The organism is Anoxybacillus ayderensis (genome assembly GCF_000833605.1).
GTDB classification, from domain to species: Bacteria; Bacillota; Bacilli; order Bacillales; family Anoxybacillaceae; genus Anoxybacillus; species Anoxybacillus ayderensis.
Map to the genome: position 1 here is coordinate 1 of NZ_JXTG01000009.1, position 25729 is coordinate 25729.

At 41.8% G+C, this 25729-nt stretch carries 31 protein-coding genes and 1 pseudogene; 5 read left to right on the top strand and 27 right to left on the bottom strand.

The window, feature by feature from the left end; all coding sequences use genetic code 11:
- The 10 genes and pseudogenes from JV16_RS08945 to JV16_RS08990 form a co-directional block, all read right to left on the bottom strand.
- Nucleotides 1–208, bottom strand: a pseudogene (locus JV16_RS08945) (IS66 family transposase); the annotation flags it as partial.
- 121 nt (nt 209–329) lie between these two features.
- Nucleotides 330–533 (bottom strand): copper chaperone CopZ, encoded by a 204-nt coding sequence (gene copZ, locus JV16_RS08950; protein WP_035019187.1) that lies wholly within the window; start codon nt 531–533, stop codon nt 330–332.
- A gap of 18 nt (nt 534–551) precedes the next feature.
- On the bottom strand, nt 552–2939 hold the full coding sequence (locus JV16_RS08955; RefSeq protein WP_042535373.1) for a heavy metal translocating P-type ATPase: 2388 nt from the start codon (nt 2937–2939) through the stop codon (nt 552–554).
- A gap of 13 nt (nt 2940–2952) precedes the next feature.
- Nucleotides 2953–3264 (bottom strand): metal-sensing transcriptional repressor, encoded by a 312-nt coding sequence (locus JV16_RS08960; protein ID WP_042535375.1) that lies wholly within the window; start codon nt 3262–3264, stop codon nt 2953–2955.
- A gap of 375 nt (nt 3265–3639) precedes the next feature.
- Nucleotides 3640–3912 carry a hypothetical protein gene (locus tag JV16_RS08965; protein WP_021095624.1) on the bottom strand — a complete coding sequence of 91 codons (273 nt, stop codon included), beginning with the start codon at nt 3910–3912 and terminating at the stop codon, nt 3640–3642.
- A 59-nt stretch (nt 3913–3971) separates the two neighbouring features.
- Nucleotides 3972–4706 (bottom strand): nucleotidyltransferase family protein, encoded by a 735-nt coding sequence (locus tag JV16_RS08970; protein WP_042535377.1) that lies wholly within the window; start codon nt 4704–4706, stop codon nt 3972–3974.
- A gap of 74 nt (nt 4707–4780) precedes the next feature.
- A complete protein-coding gene (locus JV16_RS08975) occupies nt 4781–5200 on the bottom strand; it encodes a hypothetical protein (RefSeq protein ID WP_035063652.1) in 420 nt (139 codons plus the stop codon).
- An 82-nt stretch (nt 5201–5282) separates the two neighbouring features.
- Nucleotides 5283–5837: a TVP38/TMEM64 family protein gene (locus JV16_RS08980; protein ID WP_021096079.1), complete on the bottom strand. Its 555-nt coding sequence runs from the start codon at nt 5835–5837 to the stop codon at nt 5283–5285.
- Between the two features lie 11 nt (nt 5838–5848).
- On the bottom strand, nt 5849–6520 hold the full coding sequence (locus JV16_RS08985; protein ID WP_042535379.1) for a response regulator transcription factor: 672 nt from the start codon (nt 6518–6520) through the stop codon (nt 5849–5851).
- Between the two features lie 2 nt (nt 6521–6522).
- On the bottom strand, nt 6523–7899 hold the full coding sequence (locus JV16_RS08990) for a HAMP domain-containing sensor histidine kinase (RefSeq protein ID WP_042535381.1): 1377 nt from the start codon (nt 7897–7899) through the stop codon (nt 6523–6525).
- A gap of 229 nt (nt 7900–8128) precedes the next feature.
- Here JV16_RS08990 and JV16_RS16190 point away from each other — a divergent pair, with 229 nt between their 5' ends.
- Nucleotides 8129–8185 (top strand): hypothetical protein, encoded by a 57-nt coding sequence (locus tag JV16_RS16190; protein WP_420864992.1) that lies wholly within the window; start codon nt 8129–8131, stop codon nt 8183–8185.
- A gap of 178 nt (nt 8186–8363) precedes the next feature.
- Here JV16_RS16190 and JV16_RS08995 read toward each other — a convergent pair whose 3' ends face one another.
- From JV16_RS08995 to urtA, 13 genes are read right to left on the bottom strand one after another with little or no spacing between them, the layout of a single operon-like run.
- Nucleotides 8364–8990: a HoxN/HupN/NixA family nickel/cobalt transporter gene (locus tag JV16_RS08995; protein WP_042535383.1), complete on the bottom strand. Its 627-nt coding sequence runs from the start codon at nt 8988–8990 to the stop codon at nt 8364–8366.
- Nucleotides 8991–9013: 23 nt separating this feature from the next.
- Nucleotides 9014–9829 carry an urease accessory protein UreD gene (locus JV16_RS09000; RefSeq protein ID WP_042535384.1) on the bottom strand — a complete coding sequence of 272 codons (816 nt, stop codon included), beginning with the start codon at nt 9827–9829 and terminating at the stop codon, nt 9014–9016.
- Complete coding sequence (gene ureG / locus JV16_RS09005; RefSeq protein WP_042535387.1) at nt 9826–10440, bottom strand: urease accessory protein UreG; 615 nt, start codon at nt 10438–10440, stop codon at nt 9826–9828. Before ureG ends, JV16_RS09000 begins: the two co-directional genes overlap by 4 nt.
- A 27-nt stretch (nt 10441–10467) precedes the next feature.
- On the bottom strand, nt 10468–11142 hold the full coding sequence (locus JV16_RS09010; protein WP_209428840.1) for an urease accessory protein UreF: 675 nt from the start codon (nt 11140–11142) through the stop codon (nt 10468–10470).
- Complete coding sequence (gene ureE / locus JV16_RS09015) at nt 11132–11581, bottom strand: urease accessory protein UreE (RefSeq protein WP_042535389.1); 450 nt, start codon at nt 11579–11581, stop codon at nt 11132–11134. Before ureE ends, JV16_RS09010 begins: the two co-directional genes overlap by 11 nt.
- An 11-nt stretch (nt 11582–11592) precedes the next feature.
- The gene (ureC, locus tag JV16_RS09020) at nt 11593–13302 is read right to left on the bottom strand and encodes an urease subunit alpha (RefSeq protein WP_042535391.1); all 1710 of its coding nucleotides are present in this window, start codon (nt 13300–13302) and stop codon (nt 11593–11595) included.
- On the bottom strand, nt 13299–13634 hold the full coding sequence (locus JV16_RS09025) for an urease subunit beta (RefSeq protein ID WP_042535393.1): 336 nt from the start codon (nt 13632–13634) through the stop codon (nt 13299–13301). The genes ureC and JV16_RS09025 overlap by 4 nt, the downstream gene beginning before the upstream one ends.
- Before the next feature lie 12 nt (nt 13635–13646).
- A complete protein-coding gene (locus JV16_RS09030; protein ID WP_042535394.1) occupies nt 13647–13949 on the bottom strand; it encodes an urease subunit gamma in 303 nt (100 codons plus the stop codon).
- A gap of 34 nt (nt 13950–13983) precedes the next feature.
- Nucleotides 13984–14685 (bottom strand): urea ABC transporter ATP-binding subunit UrtE, encoded by a 702-nt coding sequence (gene urtE / locus JV16_RS09035; RefSeq protein WP_042535396.1) that lies wholly within the window; start codon nt 14683–14685, stop codon nt 13984–13986.
- Nucleotides 14679–15428 (bottom strand): urea ABC transporter ATP-binding protein UrtD, encoded by a 750-nt coding sequence (gene urtD / locus JV16_RS09040; protein ID WP_042535398.1) that lies wholly within the window; start codon nt 15426–15428, stop codon nt 14679–14681. Before urtD ends, urtE begins: the two co-directional genes overlap by 7 nt.
- Nucleotides 15385–16458, bottom strand: coding sequence for an urea ABC transporter permease subunit UrtC (gene urtC / locus JV16_RS09045; protein WP_042535400.1), 1074 nt, complete (start codon nt 16456–16458; stop codon nt 15385–15387). Before urtC ends, urtD begins: the two co-directional genes overlap by 44 nt.
- Nucleotides 16459–16471: 13 nt before the next feature.
- Nucleotides 16472–17371 (bottom strand): urea ABC transporter permease subunit UrtB, encoded by a 900-nt coding sequence (urtB, locus tag JV16_RS09050; protein ID WP_042535402.1) that lies wholly within the window; start codon nt 17369–17371, stop codon nt 16472–16474.
- 60 nt (nt 17372–17431) lie between these two features.
- The gene (gene urtA, locus JV16_RS09055; RefSeq protein WP_042535403.1) at nt 17432–18688 is read right to left on the bottom strand and encodes an urea ABC transporter substrate-binding protein; all 1257 of its coding nucleotides are present in this window, start codon (nt 18686–18688) and stop codon (nt 17432–17434) included.
- Nucleotides 18689–19041: 353 nt separating this feature from the next.
- On the opposite strand from urtA, the gene JV16_RS09060 reads away from it, so the two are divergent.
- Both JV16_RS09060 and JV16_RS09065 read left to right on the top strand, forming a co-directional pair.
- Nucleotides 19042–19167 (top strand): transposase, encoded by a 126-nt coding sequence (locus tag JV16_RS09060; RefSeq protein ID WP_042535405.1) that lies wholly within the window; start codon nt 19042–19044, stop codon nt 19165–19167.
- Between the two features lie 303 nt (nt 19168–19470).
- The gene (locus JV16_RS09065) at nt 19471–19887 is read left to right on the top strand and encodes a hypothetical protein (RefSeq protein WP_042535407.1); all 417 of its coding nucleotides are present in this window, start codon (nt 19471–19473) and stop codon (nt 19885–19887) included.
- Between the two features lie 327 nt (nt 19888–20214).
- Here the strand turns inward: JV16_RS09065 and JV16_RS09075 are convergent, their stop codons facing one another.
- The 4 genes from JV16_RS09075 to JV16_RS09090 all read right to left on the bottom strand — a co-directional run bounded on the left by JV16_RS09075 (nt 20215) and on the right by JV16_RS09090 (nt 23998).
- On the bottom strand, nt 20215–20937 hold the full coding sequence (locus tag JV16_RS09075) for a TspO/MBR family protein (protein ID WP_042535409.1): 723 nt from the start codon (nt 20935–20937) through the stop codon (nt 20215–20217).
- A 100-nt stretch (nt 20938–21037) separates the two neighbouring features.
- Complete coding sequence (locus JV16_RS09080) at nt 21038–22531, bottom strand: glycoside hydrolase family 32 protein (protein ID WP_042535411.1); 1494 nt, start codon at nt 22529–22531, stop codon at nt 21038–21040.
- A 22-nt stretch (nt 22532–22553) separates the two neighbouring features.
- Complete coding sequence (locus JV16_RS09085; protein WP_042535413.1) at nt 22554–23135, bottom strand: Uma2 family endonuclease; 582 nt, start codon at nt 23133–23135, stop codon at nt 22554–22556.
- 11 nt (nt 23136–23146) lie between these two features.
- Entirely contained in the window at nt 23147–23998 is an 852-nt protein-coding gene (locus tag JV16_RS09090) for a hypothetical protein (protein WP_042535415.1), read from the bottom strand.
- 110 nt (nt 23999–24108) lie between these two features.
- Here JV16_RS09090 and JV16_RS09095 point away from each other — a divergent pair, with 110 nt between their 5' ends.
- Nucleotides 24109–24813, top strand: a complete 705-nt coding sequence (locus JV16_RS09095) for a polysaccharide deacetylase family protein (protein WP_042535416.1) — start codon at nt 24109–24111, stop codon at nt 24811–24813.
- Nucleotides 24814–24897: 84 nt separating this feature from the next.
- Complete coding sequence (locus JV16_RS09100) at nt 24898–25728, top strand: aldo/keto reductase (RefSeq protein ID WP_042535418.1); 831 nt, start codon at nt 24898–24900, stop codon at nt 25726–25728.
- The last annotated feature ends 1 nt before the right edge of the window (nt 25729 follow it).

Sequence of the window (25729 nt, forward strand, 5' to 3'; positions counted from 1 at the left end):
GCAAATGGCTATTAGAGCTGTTTTTTTTCGTGCGTGCTTCCAGCTCTTGAACGCGATATGTCAGTTGTTCATTTTCTTTGCGTAGCTGTTTGTTTTCTTGACGCAAATGTTCATTTTCTTGAATGAGTTGATGAATGAGCTGTTTTTGTTGTTGGACTTTGCTGATTAAGCTCTCAACCGTAAATACAGCTTGTTGTACCGTCAACATGCGATTCACCTCCTTGTCTATCCGTATTCACATGATAGACAGGAAAACCAAAAAATATTCAGCTCACTTTATGAGGTGGCTGAATAGTTACCCTTCGACATAGGAATACCCTTTCTCTTCCTTATTTCACATCATATCCTTGCTCTTCAATCGCTTCTTTTAGTTTTTCTACGCTTACTTTTGTTTCATCATAATCTACATCGACTGTACCTTCTTGCAAATGTACTTCGACGCGGCTGACGCCATCTAACGTTTGAAGTGCATTTGTCACCGCCGCTTTGCAATGTCCGCATGTCATTCCTTGTACTTGTAATGTAATCGTCATCATCTATTCCTCCCTAGTTTATATTTTCACACGCTTCAAACGAAGCGCGTTTGTCACAACAGATACAGAGCTAAATGCCATCGCTGCCCCAGCGATCCACGGTTGTAATAGACCAGCCGCTGCGACTGGAATACCAACGCTATTATAAAATAATGCCCAAAACAAGTTTTGCCGAATGTTGCGCATCGTTTGTCGGCTCAGTTCAATCGCTTTTGGAATATGCAGCAAATCGCCACCAACAAGCGTCACATCCGCCGTCTCGATCGCGACATCTGCGCCTGTGCCAATCGCCATTCCAATATCCGCTTTCGCCAGAGCTGGAGCGTCGTTAATGCCGTCGCCGACCATCGCGACTCGTTTTCCTTGTTTTTGCAAATCCTCAACGATGTTCGCTTTATCTTCTGGCAGCACTTCTGAGTATACGTGTTCAATGCCGACTTGTTTCGCAATTGCTTCGGCTGTTCGTTTATTGTCTCCCGTTACCATGTACACGTCGATTCCCATTTGTTTTAATGTCGCAATGGCTTGTTTCGACGTTTCCTTGATCGTGTCTGCAACGGCAATCATCCCGGCAAGCTGTCCGTCAATAGCAACGAGCATGACCGTTTTTCCTTCATTTTCAAGCTTTATCATTTGTTCCTCATGTTCGGCAATATCGACCGCACGTTCGTTCATTAACTTGCGCGTACCGATGAGCACGTGCTTTTCGTTCACCGTTGCTTCAATTCCATGTCCAACGAGCGCAGAAAAATGCGTCAACGGTTGCGCGACAATTCCGTTTGCTTTTCCATACGCCACAATCGCTTGCGCTAACGGATGTTCCGAAGCGCTCTCGGCGGAAACGGCATAGTCAAGCATATGTTCTTGGAACGACAACACATCTGTCACTTCTGGTTTTCCTTTTGTCACTGTTCCTGTTTTATCAAGTAAGACCGCGTTGATTTTATGCGTTCCTTCTAGGTACTCACCCCCTTTAAAAAGAATGCCATGTTCTGCACCTTTGCCTGTACCGACCATAATCGATGTTGGCGTGGCAAGACCGAGCGCACACGGACACGCAATAACGAGAACGGCAATAGCGACTTCGAGCGCTTTTGGTAAATCGTTTGGCGCAACAAAGAAGTACCATATAATGAATGCAACGACAGCAATCCCGACAACAATTGGGACAAAAATGCCGGAAATCGTATCCGCCATTCGCTGAATCGGTGCTTTCGATCCTTGCGCCTCTTCAACGATTTTAATGATATTGGCAAGTGCAGTATCTTTTCCAACTTTTTCTGCACGAATAGTTAGTACACCATTTGTATTAATCGTTGCCCCGATGACAAAGTCGCCTTCCTTTTTATCCACTGGAATGGATTCCCCCGTAATCATCGATTCGTCAACGGAAGAAGATCCAGCAATGACCGTACCGTCTACTGGAATTTTTTCTCCCGGTTTAACAACGATCGTATCGCCAATCACCACTTCCTCGAGCGGAACTTTTATTTCTTTCCCATGTCGAATGACAGTCGCTTCTTTTGCCTGCAGGCTAAGTAGCTTTGAAATCGCTTCGGTTGTTCGCCCTTTCGCAAGCGCCTCAAAATATTTGCCGACAAGCACAAGCGTAATTAAAACAGCGCTCGTTTCAAAATACAATCTTGGCATATATGCAGGATTCCCAAGCGCCCGAAAAGCTTCGTACAAGCTGTAAAAGTATGCAGCTGATGTTCCAAGCGCCACGAGGACGTCCATGTTCGCGCTCTTGTTTCGTAACGCCCGGTACGCCCCGACATAGAAAGGACCGCCGATGTAGAACTGAACCGGTGTCGCTAAAAGAAGCTGGAACCACGGATTCATCAAGAGATGCGGCATCGGCAAGCCGATATGAAACGGCATATGGGCAACCATCGTATAAAGCAAAGGCAACGATAAAATGATGGAAATAACGAGTTGCCGTTGTTTTTGTTTAAGCCGCTCTTCTTTCCGACCAGCATCGTCTTGTTCCTCGGTGCGAATTTGCCCTTTATACCCAAGCTTTTTAATTTTCTCTAAAATGTCTTCGACAGATGTAACGCCTTCTTTATATTCGACCACCGCACTGTTTGTCGCCAAGTTTACCGTAGCGCTTGTCACACCCTCCATCCGATGCAACCCTTTTTCAATCCGTGTCGCACATGCTGCGCATGTCATCCCTTCAATATCTAGCGTCACTTTTTCTGTCGCAACGCCATATCCTAACTTTTCAATTTTTGCTTCAATGTCTGCAATGGTATATTTATTCGGGTCGTATTGAACGGTCGCTTTTTCCATCGTTAAATTGACCGTTGCTTCTACACCGTCCATTTTATTCAACACTTTTTCAATGCGGGCAGAACAGGCGGCACATGTCATGCCGGTCACTTTTAGTGTCACCGTTCGCATCCATTTCCCTCCCTTACTTTGAAAATTGCTTAATGACATCCATTAGCTCACGAATGGATTCTTCTCCGCTTCCTTCGCGGATCGCTTTCGACACACAATGGCTGACATGGCGTTCTAACAAGTTCAATCCTACTTTATTTAACGCTGCCGTAATTGCAGAAATTTGCACTAAAATATCGATGCAATACCGATTGTCTTCGACCATCTTTTGCACGCCGCGCACTTGTCCTTCAATCCGTTTTAAGCGATTCACAATTTTTTCAATTTCTTCTTCCGTGCGCGGAACCATTTTTTTATCCATATTGTGATCTTCACAATGACTCATCAAATATCACCTCTTCAATTACATTATACCGGTAATGGGTATATAAAGCAATGGAAGTGTTGACAACATTATTATCGTCAACGTTTTCCCATGGTCTATTCACTTTTGGTAGATTTTTTGTGAAACAAAAATTCCGTAAACAGAGACCTTTCTCAACGAATCGAACTAACGGACAAATAGACTCAACTCTTTGTGGTTCTAGGGCCGGAGCCTCCTCCGAATATTCTAGGCATCCATCCTCGCACCTAGATACACGCCCGAAGTATGCTCAAATGCCTCTCGTCCCTTTTATATCAACGGATGAGAGACATTTGGTTTGCCTAGTCACTGTCGAACTCAGGCATGACAATCAAAACAAAAAGAAAACCACCTCTTTTATAAGGTGGTCTTTGGTTCACGGCGGATATATTTTTCTTTCAGGTTCAAAGCTTTCACAAAAGTTTCAACTGATCTCGTCACAGTAGCAGGTCCGATTGTCCTTTGTGTTCTTCTAAATGTTTGAAGATCTCTTGCACCATATACTCCAATGCTTGCTTCTGGTGTTTTAGAACGAATGTATTTGTAGGCTATTTTAGCCTCTTTTGTTGACGGTAATTCCAGAATAACCGATTTATCATCCGCAGCAGAAATAATATAAACTTTGCTCATTTTTCATTTCCCTCACTTATACGTGAATTATACCCGACTGATACCTAACTTTACTCATTTTAATATTGGTCAACGTCATCAATATCTTCATCGTTTTCATGTAAATATTTGTTTGAAAATGCTTGTTCATAAATATAGTCTACATATGACTTAATTGCAACTTCATCACTATTAGGAAATATTGGAACACTTTCAAGCCACTTACTCAAATCCAACGCATATTGATTTAATTGATCATTATCCATTTTGTATATTTGTTCATGTAAATATTCATTCAATAATGCATGTGTTCTTGTCCAAAATTGAATTTCAATAGGGAAAACATAATTATTTGGTCTTACATAAACGTGAATAGCTTTATACCCATCATCATAGGTTTTCCCTAATGTTTGATCAACAATGTTGCATGCATCTTGTCCATACGGACAACATGTTACAAATTCATGAACTATCTGTTTCAACTCTGTAGTCTCTGCTTTAATAATAAATCGCATTCCTAAAATGTCGTTTGCAATTTTGTAGAGCTGTTTTGTCAATTGATTACGTTCTAATTTCAGCTTTATTGATGCAGGATCCTTGTAACGGTAAGTAAAGTCAATTTCAGGAATATGTTTAATTAATTCAACGATTTTATCTGGATATTCTGCTGTATTTAAATAATAATCTTCTACCTTATTTTTTAGTTCCTCAAAAAGTTCTTCATCAAAACCTTTGTATCTGCGAGAAGTCTTGATTTCCGGTCCATGTTCAATAATTTTTTCTATAATTCCCCAAATTCCTTCATACGGCAACATAAAATTTCCCCTGCCAGATAAAAAATCTTAACTACTAATAGCATAACGTGATTAACGTATGTTGTAAATTATCATTACAGAGAGAGAGTCCTTTTTGCATGAAATTTGCTTTTTCTATCGCGCTTCGCTTGGTGGCTTTGATGTCCCTTCTCATCGTATTCGCTCAACAGATTTCCTACGGCATCATAGTTCTTTTTCGTGACATGCCCGGCTTCATCTGTTTCTTCCTCCCCATAGTTGCCATTGGCATCATGCTTGTTTTTCGTGACGACGTTGCCTTCCATCAAACGAATGGCGTCAAAACAGACCGTTCCTGTGTAGTTTCCGCGGAACATAGCGGATACGTCCACTTTGTCAATCGGCTTAAACGGATGGATCGAAATGGCCGCACGGTTCCAATCTTGCGTACCGATCGGAAAATCAGCCGTATACGTTTGAGTCGTTCCGTCTACAAAATACACTTTCGCGGTAATGGAATAATCGCTTGCACTCACGGTACCGTTGGCTTTGACATCCTATCACGGTCGACTCTCCTTTGTACGACGTTCATAGAAACATTTAGAAAATATATGGAAGTTACCCCTTTTTTTGAGCAATTCTTTTCCAAGTAAACATCAATAAAAAAGCAGATATAAGCGCCAGTATCACTTTCCCTTGCCATGTCCAGTTCATCACTTGATACACCGAATATGCCTCTAACAAAAGTGCTGGAAGCTTTCCAAGCGAGCTGGCGACCAGAAAAAGAAGGAGTGACATGCGCCCAATCGCTGACACAAACGTCACAAGTCCTGACGGAACAAAAGGAAGAAGACGCAAAGATAAAACGAGCGAAAAGGCTTCTACCCCTTCTGCCGCAAGCAAACGTTTGACTTTCGGATAGGAAAACCATTTCGTTTCCGAAAGTTTGCGAAATCCTTTTCGATATAAAACGAAAGAAACAATCGCCCCAACCGCTTCCCCTACAAACGATACAAAAGTGCCTTTCCAAAAACCGAATACCGCCAAGTTAGCCGCAGTGAGAAAGACGCTCGGTACCACGCCTAAAATACTGATCACAATATTGATCGCAATACTGATGAGATAAGCAACGCTTTCATATGTATGAAATAGTGTAATGAGCTTCTCTTCCATTTCTTTTTACCTTATCCCCCCCATTTATATCCTACACCCCAAACGGTCTGCAAAAATTCATCGATTGGAAAACCAGCTTGGCGGAGCTTTTCGCGAATATTTTTCACATGCGAATCAATTGTCCGTTCTTCTGTATTGGCGTTATACCCCCATAATGTCACGATCAGCTGTTCGCGGCTAAATACGCGGTTTGGATTTTTGAGAAAAAGCCCTAACATGGCAAACTCTTTTGGCGTGAGAAAAATATCGTGCCCGACATATTGGGCTTTATGTTGCGCTTCATCCCAAACTAAGCCGTGAAACTCGAGTTTCGTTTGTTTTCCTACAGAACGACGCAATACCGCCTCCATTCTTGCAAGCAATTCGGATTCGTCAAACGGTTTTGTAATATAATCGTCTGCGCCGATTTTTAGTCCTTGGACAACATCTGTCGTCGCATCTCTTGCGGTGACCATAATAATCGGGACGTTTGAAAACTTACGGATTTGTTTGCACGTTTCCCATCCGTCCATCTCTGGCATCATCACATCAAGCAACACAATGTCTACTTCATCATTTTCTAAATAGCGAACAGCGGACTGCCCTGACTCGCATTTCACACAACGATACCCGTTTGGGATTAAATACAGCTCCAATAAATCCAACATTCGTTTTTCGTCATCAACCAGTAAAACGGTATACACCTTCATTCACTCCTCGGCAACGTAATGATCATGCTTGTCCCTTTTCCAAATTGACTTATCGCATGAATCGAACCGCCGTGCGCTTCGACAATTTCTTTGGCAATCGCCAGACCTAACCCTGTACCCCCGCCTGTTCTCGATCTTGATTTATCCACTCGGTAAAACCGTTCAAAAATATGTGGCAAATCTTTTTCAGGGATGCCGATTCCTTCATCAGAAATGATGAGGATGACGTTCTTTTTCTCTGTTTTCACATCAATAGAAACAGTAGAACCTTGATGAGAATATTTTAACGCATTGTCCAAAAGATTCATCATCACTTGTTCAAACCGCTGTTGATCGATATGGACGGTAACGTTTGCATCACAGTGATAGACAAGCGACATATTTTTTGTCTGAAATGCAGGATACATTTTTTCGTATATTTTTTTCAAAAAAAGGCATAGTGGAGTTCGCTCTTTCTTAATTTGAAACGAATGTTGATCCATTTTCGCGAGCTCAAACAAGTCTTTCACTAATTTTTGCATATGCTCTGCTTCTTCATAAATAATGGACAAATATTTCGCTCGTTCCTCTTCAGCAATATTCGGTCTGCGCGCAACGTCCGCATATCCTTTCACATATGTGAGCGGGGTGCGCAGTTCATGCGAAATGCTCGCTAAAAATTCGTTTCGTTCTTTTTTCAAATATTCCAAATCGGTCGCAAGTGTTTGGATCGCTTTTCCGAGTTGCGCTAGCTCGTCCTCCCCTTTCACTTGCAGGCGGACAGAAAAATCCCCCTTGCTTAGTTTCTCGGTCGCTTGTTTCATGCGAATAAGTGGAATCGTAATGACTCTTGATAAGAAAAAAATCGTCAAAATCGTCAAAAAGACGGAAACAATGCCGACAACGAGAAAATGATATTTTAATTTAGCAATCATATTTTGAATAGAAGCCGTCCGCTGAAACATATATACATATCCTTTTATCTTGCCGTCCATCCGAATCGGGCTAGCGGTGGCAATATACGATTCGTTTTTCCAGTTTTTTTGCACCACCATTCCACTATGAGGAATGTGAAGGGTATCAGTATAAGGAATGAGTTTTTTCGCAAACGGCAAAATGTGATCGGAAAAATATAAAATATTCCCTTTCGCATCTGTAATGACGACATCCGTTTCCGCTTCCGACTCCATCATGACGACATGTTCTAACGTCACTTCATCGTAATGACTTTCTAATACCGCTCGATGATTGTTCCCTCTTGCGAGCAATTGTTCAAACTCTTCGTCAACCTTCGCATGAACAAGCGTCATATATAGAGCGACAAATAAAACGGTTTCAATCCCTAACACAAAGACAAAAAATAATAGCCCTAACTTAAATGAAAGGTTTCTCACAAATATTCCTTCCTTACTGGCGTTTTTCTTCATTATAGCAGAAAAAATATGGAGAAAATGTGGAGGGACGACATACCCTTGTGGAGTTGTGATAGGTGACTGCACAGTAGCTACGAACAACCTAACTATACATTAAAGAAAGAACAAATTTTAGGTGGGAGCCAGCTAGCGTTGTGAGCGGAGAATGAGAAACAACAAAAAATGATAACAACAAGATATTGCAAAAGCATTGAAGGCAAATGTAGTAAAAATGAAAAACGGTGATTACCTTATTATCAAGGTTTAAATAGACGTCTATGACGCCAACAAAGCACATCACCAGCGGAAGGGTGGAAATGAACATTTTTAAAATACTTCCTTTCCGCTGGAGGCTAGATCAATGATGAATAGCTTCAATTGGTGTTTATTGGCGAATCAACACACTGAACTTGTTCAATAATTGTCATTTCGAATCTTACAAACGATTAAACAATGATTTCACTACTTATGCGATACATGTAATATAAACCATATACAATACTAATCAACGAAACGGCTTTGATGGTAAACTGGAAAACTATTTGTTTACGTTTCATCCAAATAAATGGTAAACCAAGAAATGTCGTAAATAGCATCATTCCCATAACCGTTCCGACACCGAATATCAATATAAATAATACCGCCTGCAATCGTGTATCGACAGTCGTTAACGTCAAAAGCACCATTCCAGCGCTGCCGGCTAACCCGTGAACAATACCAATCATCGTAGACTTCAGATGCAAATGACTTATATCTACTTCTTTTTTGCTAGAAACTACGTACGCTGAGCGAAAACTCGTAATCCCTAAAACGACGATCATCACTCCGACGGCTAGTTCCAGCCACATCGCTGCGGTTTCCGGTATTTGTTGTTCCAGCCCGATGACGATCATTCCGACGACAAATAATGTTGTGGTGTGGCCAATTCCCCAAAAAATCCCCGCAAGTGACGAAAGCGAAAGCTTCTTTGTGCGGCTGGCAATCGTTGATACAGCAATGACATGGTCCGGCTCTGTGGCATGTTTGAGCCCTAAAATAAATCCAAAAAGCAATGTCGGCCATACGGTGTTCACTAATGTTCCATCCCCTTCTCTTTTTAGTACTTTCTTAAAAAAATCGGTCCTTCCTGAAAACATTCCTCTCGAATCAATTGGTGGATGAGTTGAAAAATGACTTCAATGATGTACGTTTCACGGGCTAAAATACGAACAACAAGTCCCGGAACGGTCGGAGTGGACCATCCAAAATGGGCTTCGTTAGGGAAATGCGCTGCAATCTTTTCCAATTTTTTAAGAACGTCCTTGGTGATCAAAGGACTAACGACAAAAAGAGATCCGATATAAGTATAACCTTCCATTTGAAAAATGTCAGTAATTCCTTTTCTTGGTTCTAAATAAAGGTGATCGAATAACTTTAAATGACCTTCGTGATAGATCTTTAATTTCGAACGAATCCAGTCGTAGCGAAACAGATCTCCGCTTTCTGACCAGCCAGGCGTTATAATGTCTCCATATATAAACGTCGCACTTGCTTTCATATACACAGTCGTCTCTTGATAAAATTTCGCTTTTTCATAAGCGATAACCGGATCAGGGAAAAATTCGAGCACACTTTGATCATCAAGGAAAAACGATGTATATTGTTGTACCGGCATCTTCACCGTCTTATAAATTTTCGTTGCCGACTGCGTTGTCACAATCATCCTTGCTTGTTTTTGCAAAGAGATCTCCGTCTTATATCGGTCTCCGTCGACATACCCTCCTCCTACATGCATCAAGTAAATCGTTGGCTGGGAAGGGTGAAGATAGATGGGCCGGGCTAGCTTAAAAGCCCCTTCATAATAGCAATCAGAAACAATCGTACGGCCATTTTTCTCCACGGCCGTACATTGCAACAAGCCCGACCAGTTCATTCCTCTAACCCTACCAATAATACTTGCTTTTTCATCCATTCGACCACTTCATCCAATCCAATTTCTTCTTTTAAATTCGTAAAAATAACTGGTTTCGTTCCGCGTGCCGCTTTTGCATCTCTTTCCATCACTTCTAAACTAGCCCCGACATAAGGAGCAAGATCAATTTTATTAATCACTAATAGATCGGATTTAATCATTCCTTGTCCACCTTTACGTGGGATTTTTTCTCCTTGCGCCACATCGATGACATAAATCGAAAAGTCAACAAGCTCGGGGCTGAACGTAGCCGCCAAATTATCGCCACCGCTCTCAATAAAAATAAGGTCAACATCCGGATGTCGTCTTTTCAACTCATCAATTGCCGCAAAATTCATCGAAGCATCTTCACGAATAGCGGTATGAGGACATCCCCCTGTTTCCACCCCGATAATCCGATCCTCCGGCAATACACTATGTTTCACTAAGAACTGCGCATCTTCCTTTGTGTATATATCATTCGTTACAACGGCGATGCTAAACTCACGATGCATCGCCCTCGTCAGTTTTTCAACAAGCATCGTTTTTCCGGCACCAACCGGGCCCCCAATTCCAATTCTTACTGGTTCCATCTTTTATTCCATCTCCTTTTTCTAACATTAAGACATAAATAAGCGGACAGAAAGCTGTTCATGCTGCATTTGGGCAATTTCTAGCCCCGGCGTTACAGCGCCTAGATCTTCTTCGGTTAAAGCATCAATGGTTTGAACCGCTTCAATTAGATAAGGTTGGACAAAAACGAGCAGCCGTTGCCCATCGGTCTGGCCGAGCGGAATGCCGCGAACCGCATTTTGAACAAGAGCTTGGACAGATGTATATAAATACGATAAAACCGTTATATCTTTAGGGATCTCTAAATGATCACACACAATCGCAAACACAATGGCTGGATGAATGTAATCTCGCTTTTCTTTATCATCGTTCCATATCTCAAAAGAATAAATTTCACGGCAAAGCTTCCACATTCGTTCCCCGATCATCCGCGTTCCTTCTCTTGTTTCTCTCGCCAGGCAAAGCGCAGCCAACATTTCATTTAACCGCGATACATCATCTTTTGATTGTTTCTGTAAAAAATCATACGTTAAGCGGCATGCCAAGCCGTCTATATACGTTAATTGCGTTCGAATATAAGCACAAAGCGCCTCACGGAACGTTTTCTCGTTGTTGATTTTTTCGTTGTAAATGTACGTTTCAAATCCAAAGGAGTGCGAAAATGCTCCAGAAGGAAAATTGGAATCGCATAGTTGCAATAAAGGCAATAGCTTATCCAGCATGGCTATGTCCTATATGACGAAATGCTTGCTTTACTTTTCGCTTTTCCCGTTGGTACGGAATATGTAGCTGTTTTAAAAGCTCCTCTACTAAGTAGTCGTACTGAACGAGCATTTCTTCTCCTTCGAATTGTGCAGGCAAATGGCGGTTCCCAAGCTGATGCGCAATTTCCCCCATCTGCTTGATCGATGTCGGGCGAATAACCAACAAGTCATCAGGAAGGACACTGACCACGATCATGTTTTTCTCATTCATGAATAAAATATCGCCATCGGTTAATTCCTTTGCCTCGTGTAAACGAATGCCTATTTCGGTTCCATGATCCGTCACCACTCGTTGAATGCGTTTCACTAAGTCATCGCTATCCATATATACACGTTCCATGTGTGGCGGGAAATGATCTAATGTTCGGATATTTCCAATAATTTTTTCGACAATCATGCTTGACCTCCTCAAAATAAAAAGTATCGTTGAGCCATTGGAACAACTTCGGCTGGTTCACACGTAATAAGTGTTCCATCGACTCTTACCTCGTACGTTTGCGGATCCACATCAATCTTTGGCATCGCACTGTTATACACCATATCATTTTTCGACAAGTTGCGAATGTGCTCTACCGGTTGAATCATTTTTTGTAAATTAAGTTGTTGCGAGATTCCAAGTTCAAAAGCTGTTTTCGATACAAATGTAATAGAAGTTCTATATAAAGCTTTTCCATAACTCGCAAACATCGGTCGATACATGACCGGCTGCGGAGTCGGAATGCTGGCATTTGGATCTCCCATTACGCTATAGGCAATCATTCCACCTTTCAAAACAAGTTCCGGTTTTACACCAAAAAATGCAGGATGCCAAACGACTAAATCGGCTAATTTGCCCACTTCGATCGATCCGACGTACTTCGCAATCCCATGGGTAAGCGCCGGATTAATCGTATATTTGGCAATGTAACGCTTCACTCGAAAATTATCACCTCTTCCTTTTTCTTCTGGCAGTCTTCCAAATTGTTTCTTCATCTTATCCGCCGTTTGCCATGTGCGCAAAATCACTTCTCCGACGCGTCCCATCGCTTGCGAATCAGAGCTGATCATGCTAAAAACGCCTAAATCATGGAGAATATCTTCCGCCGCAATCGTTTCTTTACGAATGCGCGAGTCAGCAAATGCAATATCTTCCGGGACAGACGGGTCTAAGTGATGACAAACCATCAGCATATCTAAATGCTCATCTAACGTATTTTTTGTATAAGGTCGCGTTGGATTTGTAGAAGAAGGCAATATATTTGGAAAACTCGCTACTTTAATAATATCCGGCGCATGTCCCCCGCCCGCTCCTTCCGTATGATATGTGTGAATGACGCGCCCGTTAATCGCCCGTAACGTATCTTCGACAAATCCCCCTTCATTCAGCGTATCGGTATGAATCGCCACTTGCACATCATATTCGTCCGCGACCTGCAAACTCGCATCAATGGCCGCCGCTGTTGTCCCCCAATCTTCATGAAGCTTTAAGCCAATGGCTCCTGCACGAATTTGTTCCGCCAACGGCTCTTTCGCCGATGCGTTGCCTTTTCCTAAAAATCCAAGGTTCATGGGAAACGCTTCGGCAGCTTCCAACATGCGATGGATGTTCCATTCCCCGGGAGTACACGTCGTCGCATTTGTGCCTGTCGCCGGTCCTGTTCCGCCGCCGATCATTGTCGTGATCCCCGATGACAAGGCTGTTTCGATTTGTTGCGGACAAATAAAGTGAATATGGGCGTCAATTCCTCCTGCAGTGACAATTTTCCCCTCTGCAGCAATAATTTCTGTCGATGCTCCGATTGTCATATCTACCCCGTCCATTAACAACGGATTGCCCGCTTTCCCGATCGCGGCAATCTTGCCATCTTTAATCCCAATATCTGCTTTATAAATTCCCGTGTAATCTACAATGATTGCATTCGTCAGCACTAAATCTACCGATTCCGCACGCGTGGCAAGCGGATGTTGCCCCATTCCATCGCGGATGACTTTTCCGCCGCCAAATTTCACTTCATCCCCATAAACGGTAAAATCATTTTCAATCTCAATCCATAAATCGGTATCCGCTAAACGGACACAATCTCCTGTTGTCGGTCCAAACATGTCCGCATATTGTTTTCGCGGCATTTGAAAACTCATCCACTTACTCCCCCTTTCTTATCTCGATCAAGCGGTCCGTTGACCAGATTATTCAATCCGTAAACACGGCGCTCCCCGGAAAACGGGACTAATTCCACTTGTTTCGCATCACCAGGCTCAAAACGCACCGCCGTCCCTGCTGGAATATTTAAGTGTTTCCCATATGCCGATTGGCGGTCAAATTCAAGAAACGAGTTCACTTCAAAAAAGTGAAAGTGAGATCCAACTTGAATCGGACGATCTCCACGATTTGTCACGATCAGTTTTGTAATCGGTTTATGGCGATTACAAACGATCGTATCTTCTTTTAACAAATATTCTCCTGGAATCATCGTATCCCCCCTTCAACGAATTGGCTGATGAACCGTCACGAGCTTTGTGCCGTCGGGAAATGTGGCTTCCACTTGTATGTCTTCAATCATTTCTGGCACCCCTTCCATTACATCATCGCGAGATAAAATCGTTGTCCCGTATTTCATTAACTCCGCCACCGTACGCCCATCTCGCGCACCTTCTAAAATTTCATATGTAATAAGCGCTACTGCTTCGGGATAATTTAGCTTCACCCCTCTTTCTTTGCGGCGGCGTGCGAGATCCGCCGCTACGACAATAAGCAACTTCTCCTGTTCACGTGCAGTTAATTTCAATATTCTCCCACCTTCCTTATTCATTACGTTCGACTTATACGGTTAAAAACCGCTGAACGTCACTCATGCTCGTTTCACTCACATGCCCTTGCGCAACAACTATGCCGCGATCGAAAATGTAAAAGTAGTCGGCGCATGAAAAAGCTAAATCTAGGCTATGCTCGACAAGTACAATTCCGACCATTTTTTCTTTTGCAATTTTCATGATAACATCACGAATCAGTTGTACGATCGATGGCTGAATGCCTTCCATCGGTTCATCAAGCAAAAGCAGCTTTGGCTGTCCAATCAGCGCACGGGCAATGGCAAGTTGCTGCTGTTGCCCACCGCTTAAATCTCCTCCTTTTCGATGCAACATGTCTTTTAATATAGGAAAGAATTCATAAATCTCTTCTAAAACGTGTGACGAATTGATTTTTTTAGGAAGCGCCTCGAATCCTAACAATAAATTTTCTTCGACCGTTAACGAAGGGAAAATTTCTCTACCCTGAGGAACATATCCAATTCCTCTTCTTACCCTCTGTTCCGGCGGCAATGATGTAATATCCTCACCCTCCCATTCGATGTTGCCACTCATCGGTTTGATCAATCCGATGATGCTTTTCATAAGCGTCGTTTTTCCGACACCATTTCGCCCTAGCACTGCCGTCACACATCCTTTTTGTACGTCCATGCTTACGTTTTCTAACACAACGCTTTGTTCATATCCGGCTGCCATATTTCGAACGCTTAACACGCTTTCTCCTCTCTTCCTAAATAAATTTCGACTACTTTTTCATTTTGCTGAATGTCTTCCATCGTCCCTTCACACAATACTTTCCCTTCATGCATCACCGTCACTTGCTTTGAAAAACGACGCACAAAATCCATATCATGTTCGACAATCACAACTGCACAATCGCGAGCAATTTCATGGATCAATTCCCCTGTGCGTTCCCGTTCCGCGGCACTCATTCCTGCAATCGGTTCATCAAGCAGCAACAGTTGAGGAAACTGAATCAGCTGCATGCCGATTTCGAGCCACTGCTTCTGGCCGTGTGAAAGAGAACCAGCCTTTTGATCAGCATAATCGAGTAATTCGATACGTTGTAATAACGTGATGATCATATCCCGATCTGCCTCTGACATCTTTGCCCGTAAAACAGCAAATAGCCCGCGATCTTGTTTTAAAGCCAGTTCCATGTTTTCCCATACAGTCAACTGATGAAAAATCGATGGGCTTTGAAATTTCCTAGAAATGCCAAGCTGTACAATTTTGTGTTCCGGCATATCGGTAATATCGTGTGAGTAAAATAACACTTTTCCGCTGCTTGCCCTTGTTTTACCGCAAATCACATCTAATAGCGTCGTCTTTCCCGCTCCGTTTGGCCCGATTAAAAATCGTACTTCATGTGGATAAACTTTCAAATCAGCTCCTTGCAACGCATAAAACCCGTCAAAATCTACTGACACGCTGCAGCACATGAGAACTGGCTTCATTTGCTCTCACTTCCCCTTGTTTTTTTCGTTGTTTAACAGACTGATATACGCCTGCTAGCCCGTTTGGCAAAAACAGCACGACAGCAATAAATAATCCCCCTAAAAACAGCAGCCATATATCAGGATAATTTTCGCTAAAAAAGCTTTTCGCACCGTTCGTCACAATGGCACCGATGATCGCTCCGATTAACGAACTTCTTCCGCCGACGGCAACCCATAGCACCATTTCAATGGAAGGAATAATTCCCATCATTGCCGGAGAAATAAGCCCTACCTGCAGCACAAACATCGCTCCTGCTATTCCAGCAAAAGCAGCGGAAAGGCTATATACAAACACTTTATACGTAGTCGGATTAAATCCTAAAAAGCGGACCCGGTTTTCACTATCCCGAATCGCAACAAGCACCCGACCGAATCGACTCCTCGTTAACCAGCGAGAGAAAAGAAACATCGACAAAAGCAAAACAACGGTTAATAAATAAAGAACGATTTGTGTAAGAGGAGAAGATAGCGAGAACCCAAAAACGGTAGAAAAATTCGTTAACCCGTTTGTTCCCCCGGTCCATTCTTGCTTTCCGATAAATAACGTCACAAAAACAACCACGATCGCTTGGGATAATAATGAAAAATAAACACCTTTGATTCGGTTTCTAAACGTAAAATAGCTTAAAAACATCGCTAGAAGCACCGGAACGATAATGGCGGAAGATATGGAGATGATTGGATGTTCAAACAGTTTCCAAAACCAAGGTAGATTGTTTACACCGCTCCATTCCATAAAGTCGGGTAACCGACCACCGGAAGCCTCCAGTTTTAAATACATCGCCATACAATAAGCTCCTAAGCCAAAGTATACACCGTGACCTAAACTTAAAATGCCGGTATAGCCCCAAATTAAAGAAATGCCGATCGCAATCATCGCAAAACAAAGAAATTTCCCAAGCAGCGACAAACGAAATTCTGTTAAATAAAACGGCGCTAAAAACAAAGCAAGAAAAAACATCCAATACATCCAGTTCTTTTTGATCATTTTTGTCCCCCCCTTAATCGAGTGATCTCGTTTTCATGCTCACAAGTCCAGAAGGCTTCCATTGCAAAAAGACAATAATCAACGCAAACGTAATCACTTTTGCCATCGTGGCACTTGTCGAATATTCGGTCAATGTACCAATCAATCCGATTCCAAATGCCCCTAAAACTGTTCCGATTACTTTCCCTACTCCCCCTAAAATAACGACCATAAATGCATCGACAATATAATACGTTCCGATCGTTGGACCAATCGGACCGAGCAGCGTTAATGCACAACCTGCCAAACCCGCAAAGCCGGATCCGATCGCAAAAGCGTATGCGTCTACTTTTTGCGTAGAAATGCCAAGGCATGCGGCCATATCCCGGTTAAGTGTAACCGCCCTTATTCTTCGGCCAGCTGCTGTTTTATTTAAATACATATAAAGTACAAAGATTGACACGGCGACAAATGCTAAAATGAACAACCGTTTATACGGAAACACCATTCCCGCAACATGAACCCCGCCATCTAACCATTTGGGAGGAAGTACCGCCACATTGGGCGCACCGAAAATCGTCCGCGCCATTTGCTGTAAAATCAAACTCACTCCCCACGTTGCCAGTAAACTATCCAATGGCCGGTGATATAGGTGGCGAATTAACGATTTTTCCAATCCTAAACCAAGGAGAGCAGAAACAAAAAAGGAGACAGGAATAGCGATGACATAATAATAGTCCATCGATTGCGGTGCATATTGCGCAAAAAACTGTTGAACAACGTACGTCGCATAAGCTCCCACCATAATCAATTCGCCATGAGCCATGTTGATGACGCCCATTAACCCAAACGTAATCGCCAACCCGATGGCAATGAAAAGCATGATCGAACCTAAGCTTAAACCGTTAAACAATTGTGTCACAAAAACTGACAAGGAAATACCCCCTTTCTTTTAGGAGAGGAAAGGAGCATAACCCCTTTCCCACAAATGTATTTAATTCATCAAGTCTTTTGCCCATGGATAGCTTTTTAAATAAGGATCTGGCTTAACAGCTTCCCCAGAATTCCATAATTCTTTAAATTGACCATCCGGTTGGATTTCTCCTATTCTCACAATCTTCCATGTATGTTGTGTTTCTCCGTCGATTTTTACCGTTCCGCCAGGCGCCTTATACTCGATGCCATCTGCTGCTTTTTTCACCTTATCTACATCAAACGAGCCGGCTTTTTTTACCGCTTCGGCCCATAAATGAACAGCAAAGTACGCTGCTTCGATCGGGTCGCTTGTGACGCGGTCTTTTCCATACTTCTTTTTATATTTTTCTACAAATACTTTGTTTTCCGGTGTGTCCGTTGACTGAAAATAGTTCCATACCGCAAGATGGCCGGCCAATACATCACCGCCAATTCCACGAATTTCTTCTTCGGCGATGCTCACAGACATAACCGTTAAATCCTTTGGTGTAATCCCGGCATCTTTTAATTGTTTGAAGAACGCAACATTGCTGTCCCCGTTTAGCGTGTTAAACACTACATCTGGCTTCACATCTTTAATTTTGCTAATAATCGTGCTATAATCTGTATGGCCAAGCGGCGTATATTCTTCACCGACCAATTGCCCGCCTTCCGCTTTTAATTGAGCTCTAATAATTTTATTTGCCGTGCGCGGGAACACATAATCCGAACCAAGCAAGAAAAATTTCTTTCCTTTATTTTGTAACAACCAGCTTACCGCCGGAACGATTTGTTGGTTCGTCGTGGCACCTGTATAAAAAATATTTGGTGAAGACTCCATCCCTTCATACTGAACTGGATACCAAAGCAAGCCATTGTTTTGTTCTACTACTGGAAGCATTGCTTTACGGCTCGCTGATGTCCATCCACCAAAGATTGTCACTACTTTATCTTTCTGTAGTAGCTTTTTCGCCTTTTCCGCAAACGTTGGCCAGTCTGAGGCGCCATCTTCAATGACAGGCTCAATTTTCTTTCCTAATAACCCCCCAGATTCATTAATCTCTTCAATCGCCATTAATTCCGCATCTCGCAGCGATACCTCACTAATAGCCATCGTGCCGCTTAATGAGTGAAGTATCCCTACTTTGACAGTGTCGCTTGTTTCCGATGTACTGCTTTCTTTCTTCTTTTCTTTCGCCTCATCGACTGCCGATGATGCAGCACATCCGCTCAGCGCCAATAAACTTCCGCATAAAAACAAACCGAGCCATTTCAATCCATTCCCTTTTAACTTCATGTAAACACCCCTTACAAGATTCTAATTATTTATGATATAATTAGAATCAGGCACATACCGACGTATGTAATGCCTGATTTGTGGGAATCTTCTCATGGCGGTGAGAAGATTCCTTTTTTCTTCACCTCCTTTCTGTTATATTTAATAACATTAGATGTAATATTCTCTAACATTATACATAATCTTTTTTTGTTAAGTCAACAAAAAATTCAGAAAATTGTATTATGTTTTAATTTTTTGTTATATAATCTAACATCATATACTTCTTGTTGAATAGAAAATGATATAATCCCCTTATAATAGACAGAAAAAAAGAAAGGCAATTAATCTGTCTACTATAAGGGGATTTTTCTATGGGGAAAATACGAAAAACATATGATGCAAAATTTAAAAAGAAAGCTGTGGATTTATATTTGAAAGAAGGCATGGAATACAAAACGGTGGCGAAAGAATTGGGCATTAGTTATTTCATGTGCTGAATAGTTACATACCATTTAACGATGTATGATAACATAAAAATTCACTTCAATTCCTTCTGCTTCTATAAGCTTCTTCTCACATTTTCTTTGTTCAAAAAACTAGTCGATCATGATAAAATATTAGGTTATTCACCAAAGGTTGTGCTTGATTTTTTCGTAACATGTCCCACTCGCGCTTGTAAGGAAAAAATCAGTAAGTCAATGATTTTTGCAAATCCTTGTCCAGGATAACATATCGCTTGTCAAGTACATGTTGTGGTGATGAACCAAATATTATCCAATTAGGAATATGGAGGAAATCAAATGTATAAGAATATGTGGATTGTTCTGTTGGTAATCATTGGAACATTTCTTTTTTACTTAATCCAAAAAGAAGACGATGTCATAACAAAAGCGAACGTAATCATTTATACTGACGGAAAAACATCATCCGAAAAAGAAATAACAGACATAAAAACATTAGAGGAGCTACAACGCGTACTGGAGCAAATCAAATGGAATCGACAAATAAAGGTGAAAATGGCAAGACAAGAAGATGCAAAACTTATTATATTCAAACAAGGAAAACAACAGATGTCTGAAAAAGTCATTCAGTATCGCATATGGTTTGAACATACGGACATCGGAGCAACGATTATAAGTAATGACCCCGAAGAAAATGTTGGTACGTTAAATAAAAATAGCGCAAAAATATTAGAGGATATCATATATCAAAAATAACAAAAAGGACGGAGGGAAAGATGGGGATGCTATTCGAGTTATGTTTTGAAATGTTAGGTGGATTGTTCGATTTTTTGTTGCTCGGTCAGTTTAGTTATCTCACCGCAAAACGAAAATTAAAACATCTGTAAAAAATAGGAATTATTGCACCGCAAAAAACGTTCGATCGAAACACAATAAAACATATGTTAAAAGATCCTAGCATCACTACATATTTATTTTCAAAAACACACTTCAAAAAACTTATTCATGACAAAGACATGGAAAAACAATTTCATGAAGCGATACATAAATATGTATAAATCGCCCATAGGCAAATATGGGCGATTATGTTTTTTCTTTGTATAAAGATGCTGTGCTAATTAATATAACTACCGCCAGTAAAAATGAAACGTACGCAACAAGCGACGCAGTCCCTTGGTTTTTCACCCCGATGCCTACAAACGCCCAAACGAACACAAGTGGATACACGTAATCGCTTTGTCGGCGCATGAAAAGAAGGGCTGAAGCTGTCGCAACAAGTAACATAACGATTGCCCAAAATGCATCAGATAATCCGAATCCGTTCCAACCGTTGTATTTTAAAACAAAGGAAATGTTGGCAATCGTCGCAACACTAATCCAACTTAAATAAATAGAAAATGGCAAAAGGTCAAAAAAACGTGGATTCGTACGTTTGACCGCTTTATATAACCATATCAGCGTCAAAAGAAGAGAAAGCATCACAATAACCGAAAAGAAAAAATATTCATAATGCCACACAACAATCCATAACGCATTCAATATACAGCTAATAACAAAAGGGACGAGCGCTTCGCGATACATAGGCAAGTCGCGGCGTGAAAGAGGAACTTGTCTTAAAATCCAAATTGCCAGTAAGATGTAAACGAGACCCCAAATCGAAAATACATACCCTGCCGGAGTAAATAAGACGTCCGCTTTTCGCGATATTTCCCCTGTCGTCTGACCATTTAACGGAAGCCGCTCAGCAATGATATTCACAATAACCATAACAACGTATGCAATCATATAAATAACAAATCGTCCCATCATCATCCCCCATCTCTTCTTTTCTTATTTATACTATTCCTCTCATGTGGACACGATAACCGTTTGAAACAAAAAGAGACGGCTTTCTGTACCGTCTCCCCTATTCCTCACCCCAAATATCCTTCAATGTCCACGCATCGATAGAAAGGATAGTCACGTCCCCGCCTTCTGTGAACAATTCGATTCCTTGGCTCGTTTCGGATGGATAAATTCTTCCTGTCATCACAAGCTGACCATCGTTAACGAATAACTCGACAGAGGAACGGTCGATGAAGAAATGGAACGTAACCACATCCCCGTGTCTATCTAATACAGCGCGACGAATGCCGCCCTCTCCTTTTCCAGAGCGGTTTCGATCAAACGTCACGATGGAGTCTTTCACATCATAGCGGAAGATCGTTTCTTCGCTTCCATCACCCGAACAACGCACTTTGACACCAAATGCATTTCCTTGAAAATTAGCTAACGAAAAACGGATGAGTAGCTCTAGTCGATCCCCTTTCCATGGAAGTGTATACGTTCCGTCCTCTCCTTTTACTGAAATCGATTCCAACTTCACATGCTCTTCCCGCAATAACTGCAATTCCGGCACCGGCTTCATCAACAGTTTCTCATCATCTGTCAATTCTAAAAGACGCGGAATCGTTAGTGCTCCGGCCCATCCGTGTTGTTGCGTCGGCATTTGCGACTCCCACATGTCCATCCAACCGAACAAAATGCGTTGTCCTTTTTCATCTTCAAACGTTTGCGCAGCGTAAAAATCAAACCCTTTATCGAGTTCTTCAAACGCTCCATGCGCTAGTTTTCCCGTTTCATAGTCAAGTGTACCAACAACATAACCTGTTTGATGAAGGTTTTGAAAACGATCGCCCTCTGGTTCAATCCCTTGTGGTGAAAATAACAAAATATCTTTGCCGTTCAAACGGAAGACATCTGGACACTCCCACATATAGCCTAAGCTACCATCACTTTGCGCAACGATGTTGACATACTCCCAATGGCGCAAATCGTTCGACTTGTATAAAACGACTTTTCCGTTATTCCCCTCTCTTGTCCCAAGCACCATATACCACTCGTCGCCATGCTTCCACACTTTCGGATCGCGAATATGCCCTTGGCAGTCAAACGGCGGCTCGGAAAGTACCGGATTGGTCGGGTCTTTTGCAAAATGAATGCCGTCTTTGCTTGTGGCAATACATTGATATTGTTTCAGTTCCGTTTGTTCTTCATTTAACCATACGTTTCCTGTGTAAATAAGAGTCAGCACTCCTTGATCATTTACCGCGCTTCCTGAAAAACAGCCGCCTTCGTCGTACCATTCGCTCGGCGCAAGTGCAATCGGTACACGCTCCCAATACACAAGGTCTTTACTTTTCACATGCCCCCAATGCATCGGCCCCCACTTTGGGCTGTCTGGATGAAACTGATAAAACACATGGTACTCCCCGTTCCATTGAATGAGCCCGTTCGGGTCGTTCATCCAGTTTACAGGCGCCATAATGTGATATGCTAAGCGATACGTACTGTTCATTTTTTCTTTTGCTTGTTGTACTCGTCTTTCTGCTTCATAAATGTGCTTCGTATGTTTCGACATACATTTTCCCCTTCCTCTTTGTTTATATATTAGAAAATGAAAAAATATCATGTGTAGAGAACTGTATATTTGAAAACAAAGTTGAGACAAAATGATTGTTTTGCGCATCATATACTTCTTCTAGTTGCAAACGATCGTTATGAAGGACATATTTTTCAATCGTCTGATGCTGATAATCAACAATCCAATATTCCTTTACCCCTGCTTTTTCATAGTAATAACGCTTTAATAATCGGTCATTTCTTGCAGTGCTTGGAGAAAGAACTTCGACAACGAGGTCTGGGGCGCCATAACAACGCTTATTGCGCAGTTTCTCTTTCTCACAAACAACTGAGATGTCCGGTAACACCGTGACATTTTCTTTTCCTTTTTGCTCATCTTGGAAAAGAAGCACGACTTGCAAATTGCTTCCAAACACAAAACAAGGGCTACCTTTTAACGCGAATGTGATTTCCCCAATTACATTCGCTACAACCCCCTCATGTTCGTATGAGGCTGGAGCCATGAGCACAGGAACGCCTTCGTACAACTCCATTCGTCGTTCTCCGACAAGCTCAAAAAACTCTGCAAGCGTATACAGCTGTTTTTCTTCACGCTCACTCATCTATCTCACCTTCACTCGTTTCTACTCATCCATTGTTCCATATGATGCACAGCGATGCCAGAAAAGCTTTTTGTTCGTGCGTAGTGCTTTTGAACAATCGCCAATTGCTCGTTCATGTACGTCTCGTCTTCTTCAAAAAACGAAACGTCATCCCCTTCATCAACCTGTCCTGTTTCAACCCCCACAACAATTTGCTTCCCGTATTTTCTAGCTATTTGCATCTCTTTTTTCACGATGTCAATGATGTCTCTTGCTTGATCACGATATGCCATCATTGTCACACCGTCTGTATTCGCAATCACCCATTCCGCTAAATTGCTGTTTCCATACCGTACCCCATCAAACCAAAACGGTATATCCACTTCAAACCGTAGCGATCGTTCTTTCGCAAGCTCACGCGCTCGTTGTAACACCGTTTGATACGAAGTGATTGCCCCATTTTGATTTGTCCGCCACCACGCATGCAAGTACGGCTCAACGTCTAAATGTACACCGTAAAACTTTTCATTCTTCTCGGCAACGCTTTCATATTCGACCAGCCATCGAAATAAGCGTTCCATTCCTTCTCCATTTTCAATCCAATTTGGCGCCCCATCGAGCGCATACACACGAATACCTTTTTCGGTTGCACGCCGAACAAATTGACGATACGTATCAATCGGAATTTCTTCATCGATTTGCACGTATACATCGCTCACTTGTTTTTCTTGTAAAAAAGAGAAAACGCGATCTTCGTCTTTCACAAATAACCATGGGTTCCAAAGCCACGTTGCATGCACGGGCTGTCTTTCTTGTGCAAACAAATATACTCCTCCCACAACAAGTGCGAATAAAAATACGATGATGCCAACAATTTTTTTCATTGATATCCCTTCCCATGACCTAATTATCTTTATTTTACTACGTCTTGTATAGAAAAGAGAATGACAAAACGACTTTTTTCACATGATATATAAAAAAGCGGGGATGAAAAATGAACGTACTTTTCTTATTTTTGTCTTTGTTGCTCATTACGACAACACCTGTTCACCGAATACATGACGATATTGTTTGGAACGTGCCAACTGATGAAAAAATGGTCGCGATTACGTTTGACGACGGGCCAGACATATTATACACTCCTGACATTTTAACGATTTTAAAACAGTATGACGCCAAAGCTACTTTTTTCGTCGTTGGGTTTCGTGCTGAAAAATATCCGGATATCATTAAGCGACAAATGAACGAAGGGCATGAAATTGCAAATCATACGTATAAACATCTTGATTTTCGCGGCAAATCTAAACAAACGATTGAGGAAGAAATAAAAAAAAGCGAAGATGTGCTATATGACATTACCGGAGAACGCCCGACGTTATTTCGTCCCCCACTTGGCTACTACAACAAGCAGATCATAGATATCGCCAAACAACGAGGTTATACTGTCGTCATGTGGTCAAAACATCAAGACACATATGACTGGCAAAACCCTGGGACGAGACGAATTGTCCGCCGTGTCATTGAACATATTCAGCCTGGACAAATTATTTTGTTTCACGATCACGGAAGCGGTAGCCGGAAACAAACTGTCCAAGCATTAAAAGAAATTTTACCGATTTTAAAAGAAAAAGGATATACATTTGTCACTGTCTCGGAACTGTTAAAACATCATCCAAACTATCGTGATTTAAATTTGTAGCCCCTTCCATATGAGCATATGTTTTGCTTTCTCATACAATCCATTTCATAATAAAAGGGAAAAATATTGGAAAGGAGCATAGAGATGAAAAGTTTACAAGATGCCGCAACGTTACATAACGGTGTCCGTATGCCGTGGCTTGGCTTAGGGGTTTATAAAGTGCAAGAAGGCGATGAAGTCATTCGTTCTGTTCGCACAGCGCTTGAAGTAGGATATCGTCATATTGACACGGCTGCGTTTTATGAAAATGAAGAAGGGGTCGGGCGAGCGATTCGCGAGTCGGCCATTCGTCGTGAAGAAGTTTTTGTCACAACAAAAGTATGGAATTCCGATCAAGGATACGAATCAACATTAAAAGCATTTCATACGAGCTTAAAAAAACTCGGCTTTGATTATATTGATTTGTATTTAGTTCATTGGCCTGTCAAAGAAAAATATAAAGAAACGTACAAGGCGCTCGAAAAGTTGTATAAAGATGGCTTTGTGCGCGCCATTGGGGTGAGCAACTTCCAAATTCACCATTTAGAACATATTCTTGCTGATTGCGAAATAAAACCGATGGTCAACCAAGTGGAGTTTCACCCGCGGTTGACGCAAAAAGAGCTTCTTGCATTTTGTAAACAACACCAAATTCAATTAGAAGCGTGGTCACCACTTATGCGCGGTGGCGAGCTGTTGAACGAACCAACGCTTGTCGACATAGCACAAAAATACGGGAAAACACCAGCTCAAGTCATTTTATGTTGGGACTTACAACACGAAGTCGTCACTATTCCAAAGTCTGTCACGCCTCAACGAATTGCTCAAAACGCAAACATTTTTGACTTTACTTTAACAAAAGAAGAAATGGATGCGATTGACGCGCTAAACGAAAACCGCCGCATCGGTCCCGATCCGGATCATTTTGATTTTTAAA

Excerpts from the sequence above, each read along its gene's own strand:
- urtC (WP_042535400.1), bottom strand. The coding sequence starts at position 16,458 with ATGATCAAAAAGAACTGGATGTATTGGATGTTTTTTCTTGCTTTGTTT.
- JV16_RS08960 (WP_042535375.1), bottom strand. The coding sequence starts at position 3,264 with ATGAGTCATTGTGAAGATCACAATATGGATAAAAAAATGGTTCCGCGC.
- JV16_RS09090 (WP_042535415.1), bottom strand. The coding sequence starts at position 23,998 with ATGAAAAAAATTGTTGGCATCATCGTATTTTTATTCGCACTTGTTGTG.
- copZ (WP_035019187.1), bottom strand. The coding sequence starts at position 533 with ATGACGATTACATTACAAGTACAAGGAATGACATGCGGACATTGCAAA.
- JV16_RS09080 (WP_042535411.1), bottom strand. The coding sequence starts at position 22,531 with ATGTCGAAACATACGAAGCACATTTATGAAGCAGAAAGACGAGTACAA.
- JV16_RS08955 (WP_042535373.1), bottom strand. The coding sequence starts at position 2,939 with ATGCGAACGGTGACACTAAAAGTGACCGGCATGACATGTGCCGCCTGT.
- urtD (WP_042535398.1), bottom strand. The coding sequence starts at position 15,428 with ATGAAGCCAGTTCTCATGTGCTGCAGCGTGTCAGTAGATTTTGACGGG.
- JV16_RS08970 (WP_042535377.1), bottom strand. The coding sequence starts at position 4,706 with ATGTTGCCGTATGAAGGAATTTGGGGAATTATAGAAAAAATTATTGAA.
- JV16_RS08980 (WP_021096079.1), bottom strand. The coding sequence starts at position 5,837 with ATGGAAGAGAAGCTCATTACACTATTTCATACATATGAAAGCGTTGCT.
- JV16_RS09065 (WP_042535407.1), top strand. The coding sequence starts at position 19,471 with ATGTATAAGAATATGTGGATTGTTCTGTTGGTAATCATTGGAACATTT.
- JV16_RS09025 (WP_042535393.1), bottom strand. The coding sequence starts at position 13,634 with ATGATTCCAGGAGAATATTTGTTAAAAGAAGATACGATCGTTTGTAAT.
- JV16_RS09095 (WP_042535416.1), top strand. The coding sequence starts at position 24,109 with ATGAACGTACTTTTCTTATTTTTGTCTTTGTTGCTCATTACGACAACA.
- JV16_RS09060 (WP_042535405.1), top strand. The coding sequence starts at position 19,042 with ATGGGGAAAATACGAAAAACATATGATGCAAAATTTAAAAAGAAAGCT.
- ureE (WP_042535389.1), bottom strand. The coding sequence starts at position 11,581 with ATGATTGTCGAAAAAATTATTGGAAATATCCGAACATTAGATCATTTC.
- JV16_RS09100 (WP_042535418.1), top strand. The coding sequence starts at position 24,898 with ATGAAAAGTTTACAAGATGCCGCAACGTTACATAACGGTGTCCGTATG.
- urtA (WP_042535403.1), bottom strand. The coding sequence starts at position 18,688 with ATGAAGTTAAAAGGGAATGGATTGAAATGGCTCGGTTTGTTTTTATGC.
- JV16_RS09000 (WP_042535384.1), bottom strand. The coding sequence starts at position 9,829 with ATGAACTGGTCGGGCTTGTTGCAATGTACGGCCGTGGAGAAAAATGGC.
- JV16_RS09085 (WP_042535413.1), bottom strand. The coding sequence starts at position 23,135 with ATGAGTGAGCGTGAAGAAAAACAGCTGTATACGCTTGCAGAGTTTTTT.
- ureG (WP_042535387.1), bottom strand. The coding sequence starts at position 10,440 with ATGGAACCAGTAAGAATTGGAATTGGGGGCCCGGTTGGTGCCGGAAAA.
- JV16_RS09075 (WP_042535409.1), bottom strand. The coding sequence starts at position 20,937 with ATGGGACGATTTGTTATTTATATGATTGCATACGTTGTTATGGTTATT.
- JV16_RS08965 (WP_021095624.1), bottom strand. The coding sequence starts at position 3,912 with ATGAGCAAAGTTTATATTATTTCTGCTGCGGATGATAAATCGGTTATT.
- JV16_RS09010 (WP_209428840.1), bottom strand. The coding sequence starts at position 11,142 with ATGCTGGATAAGCTATTGCCTTTATTGCAACTATGCGATTCCAATTTT.
- ureC (WP_042535391.1), bottom strand. The coding sequence starts at position 13,302 with ATGAGTTTTCAAATGCCGCGAAAACAATATGCGGACATGTTTGGACCG.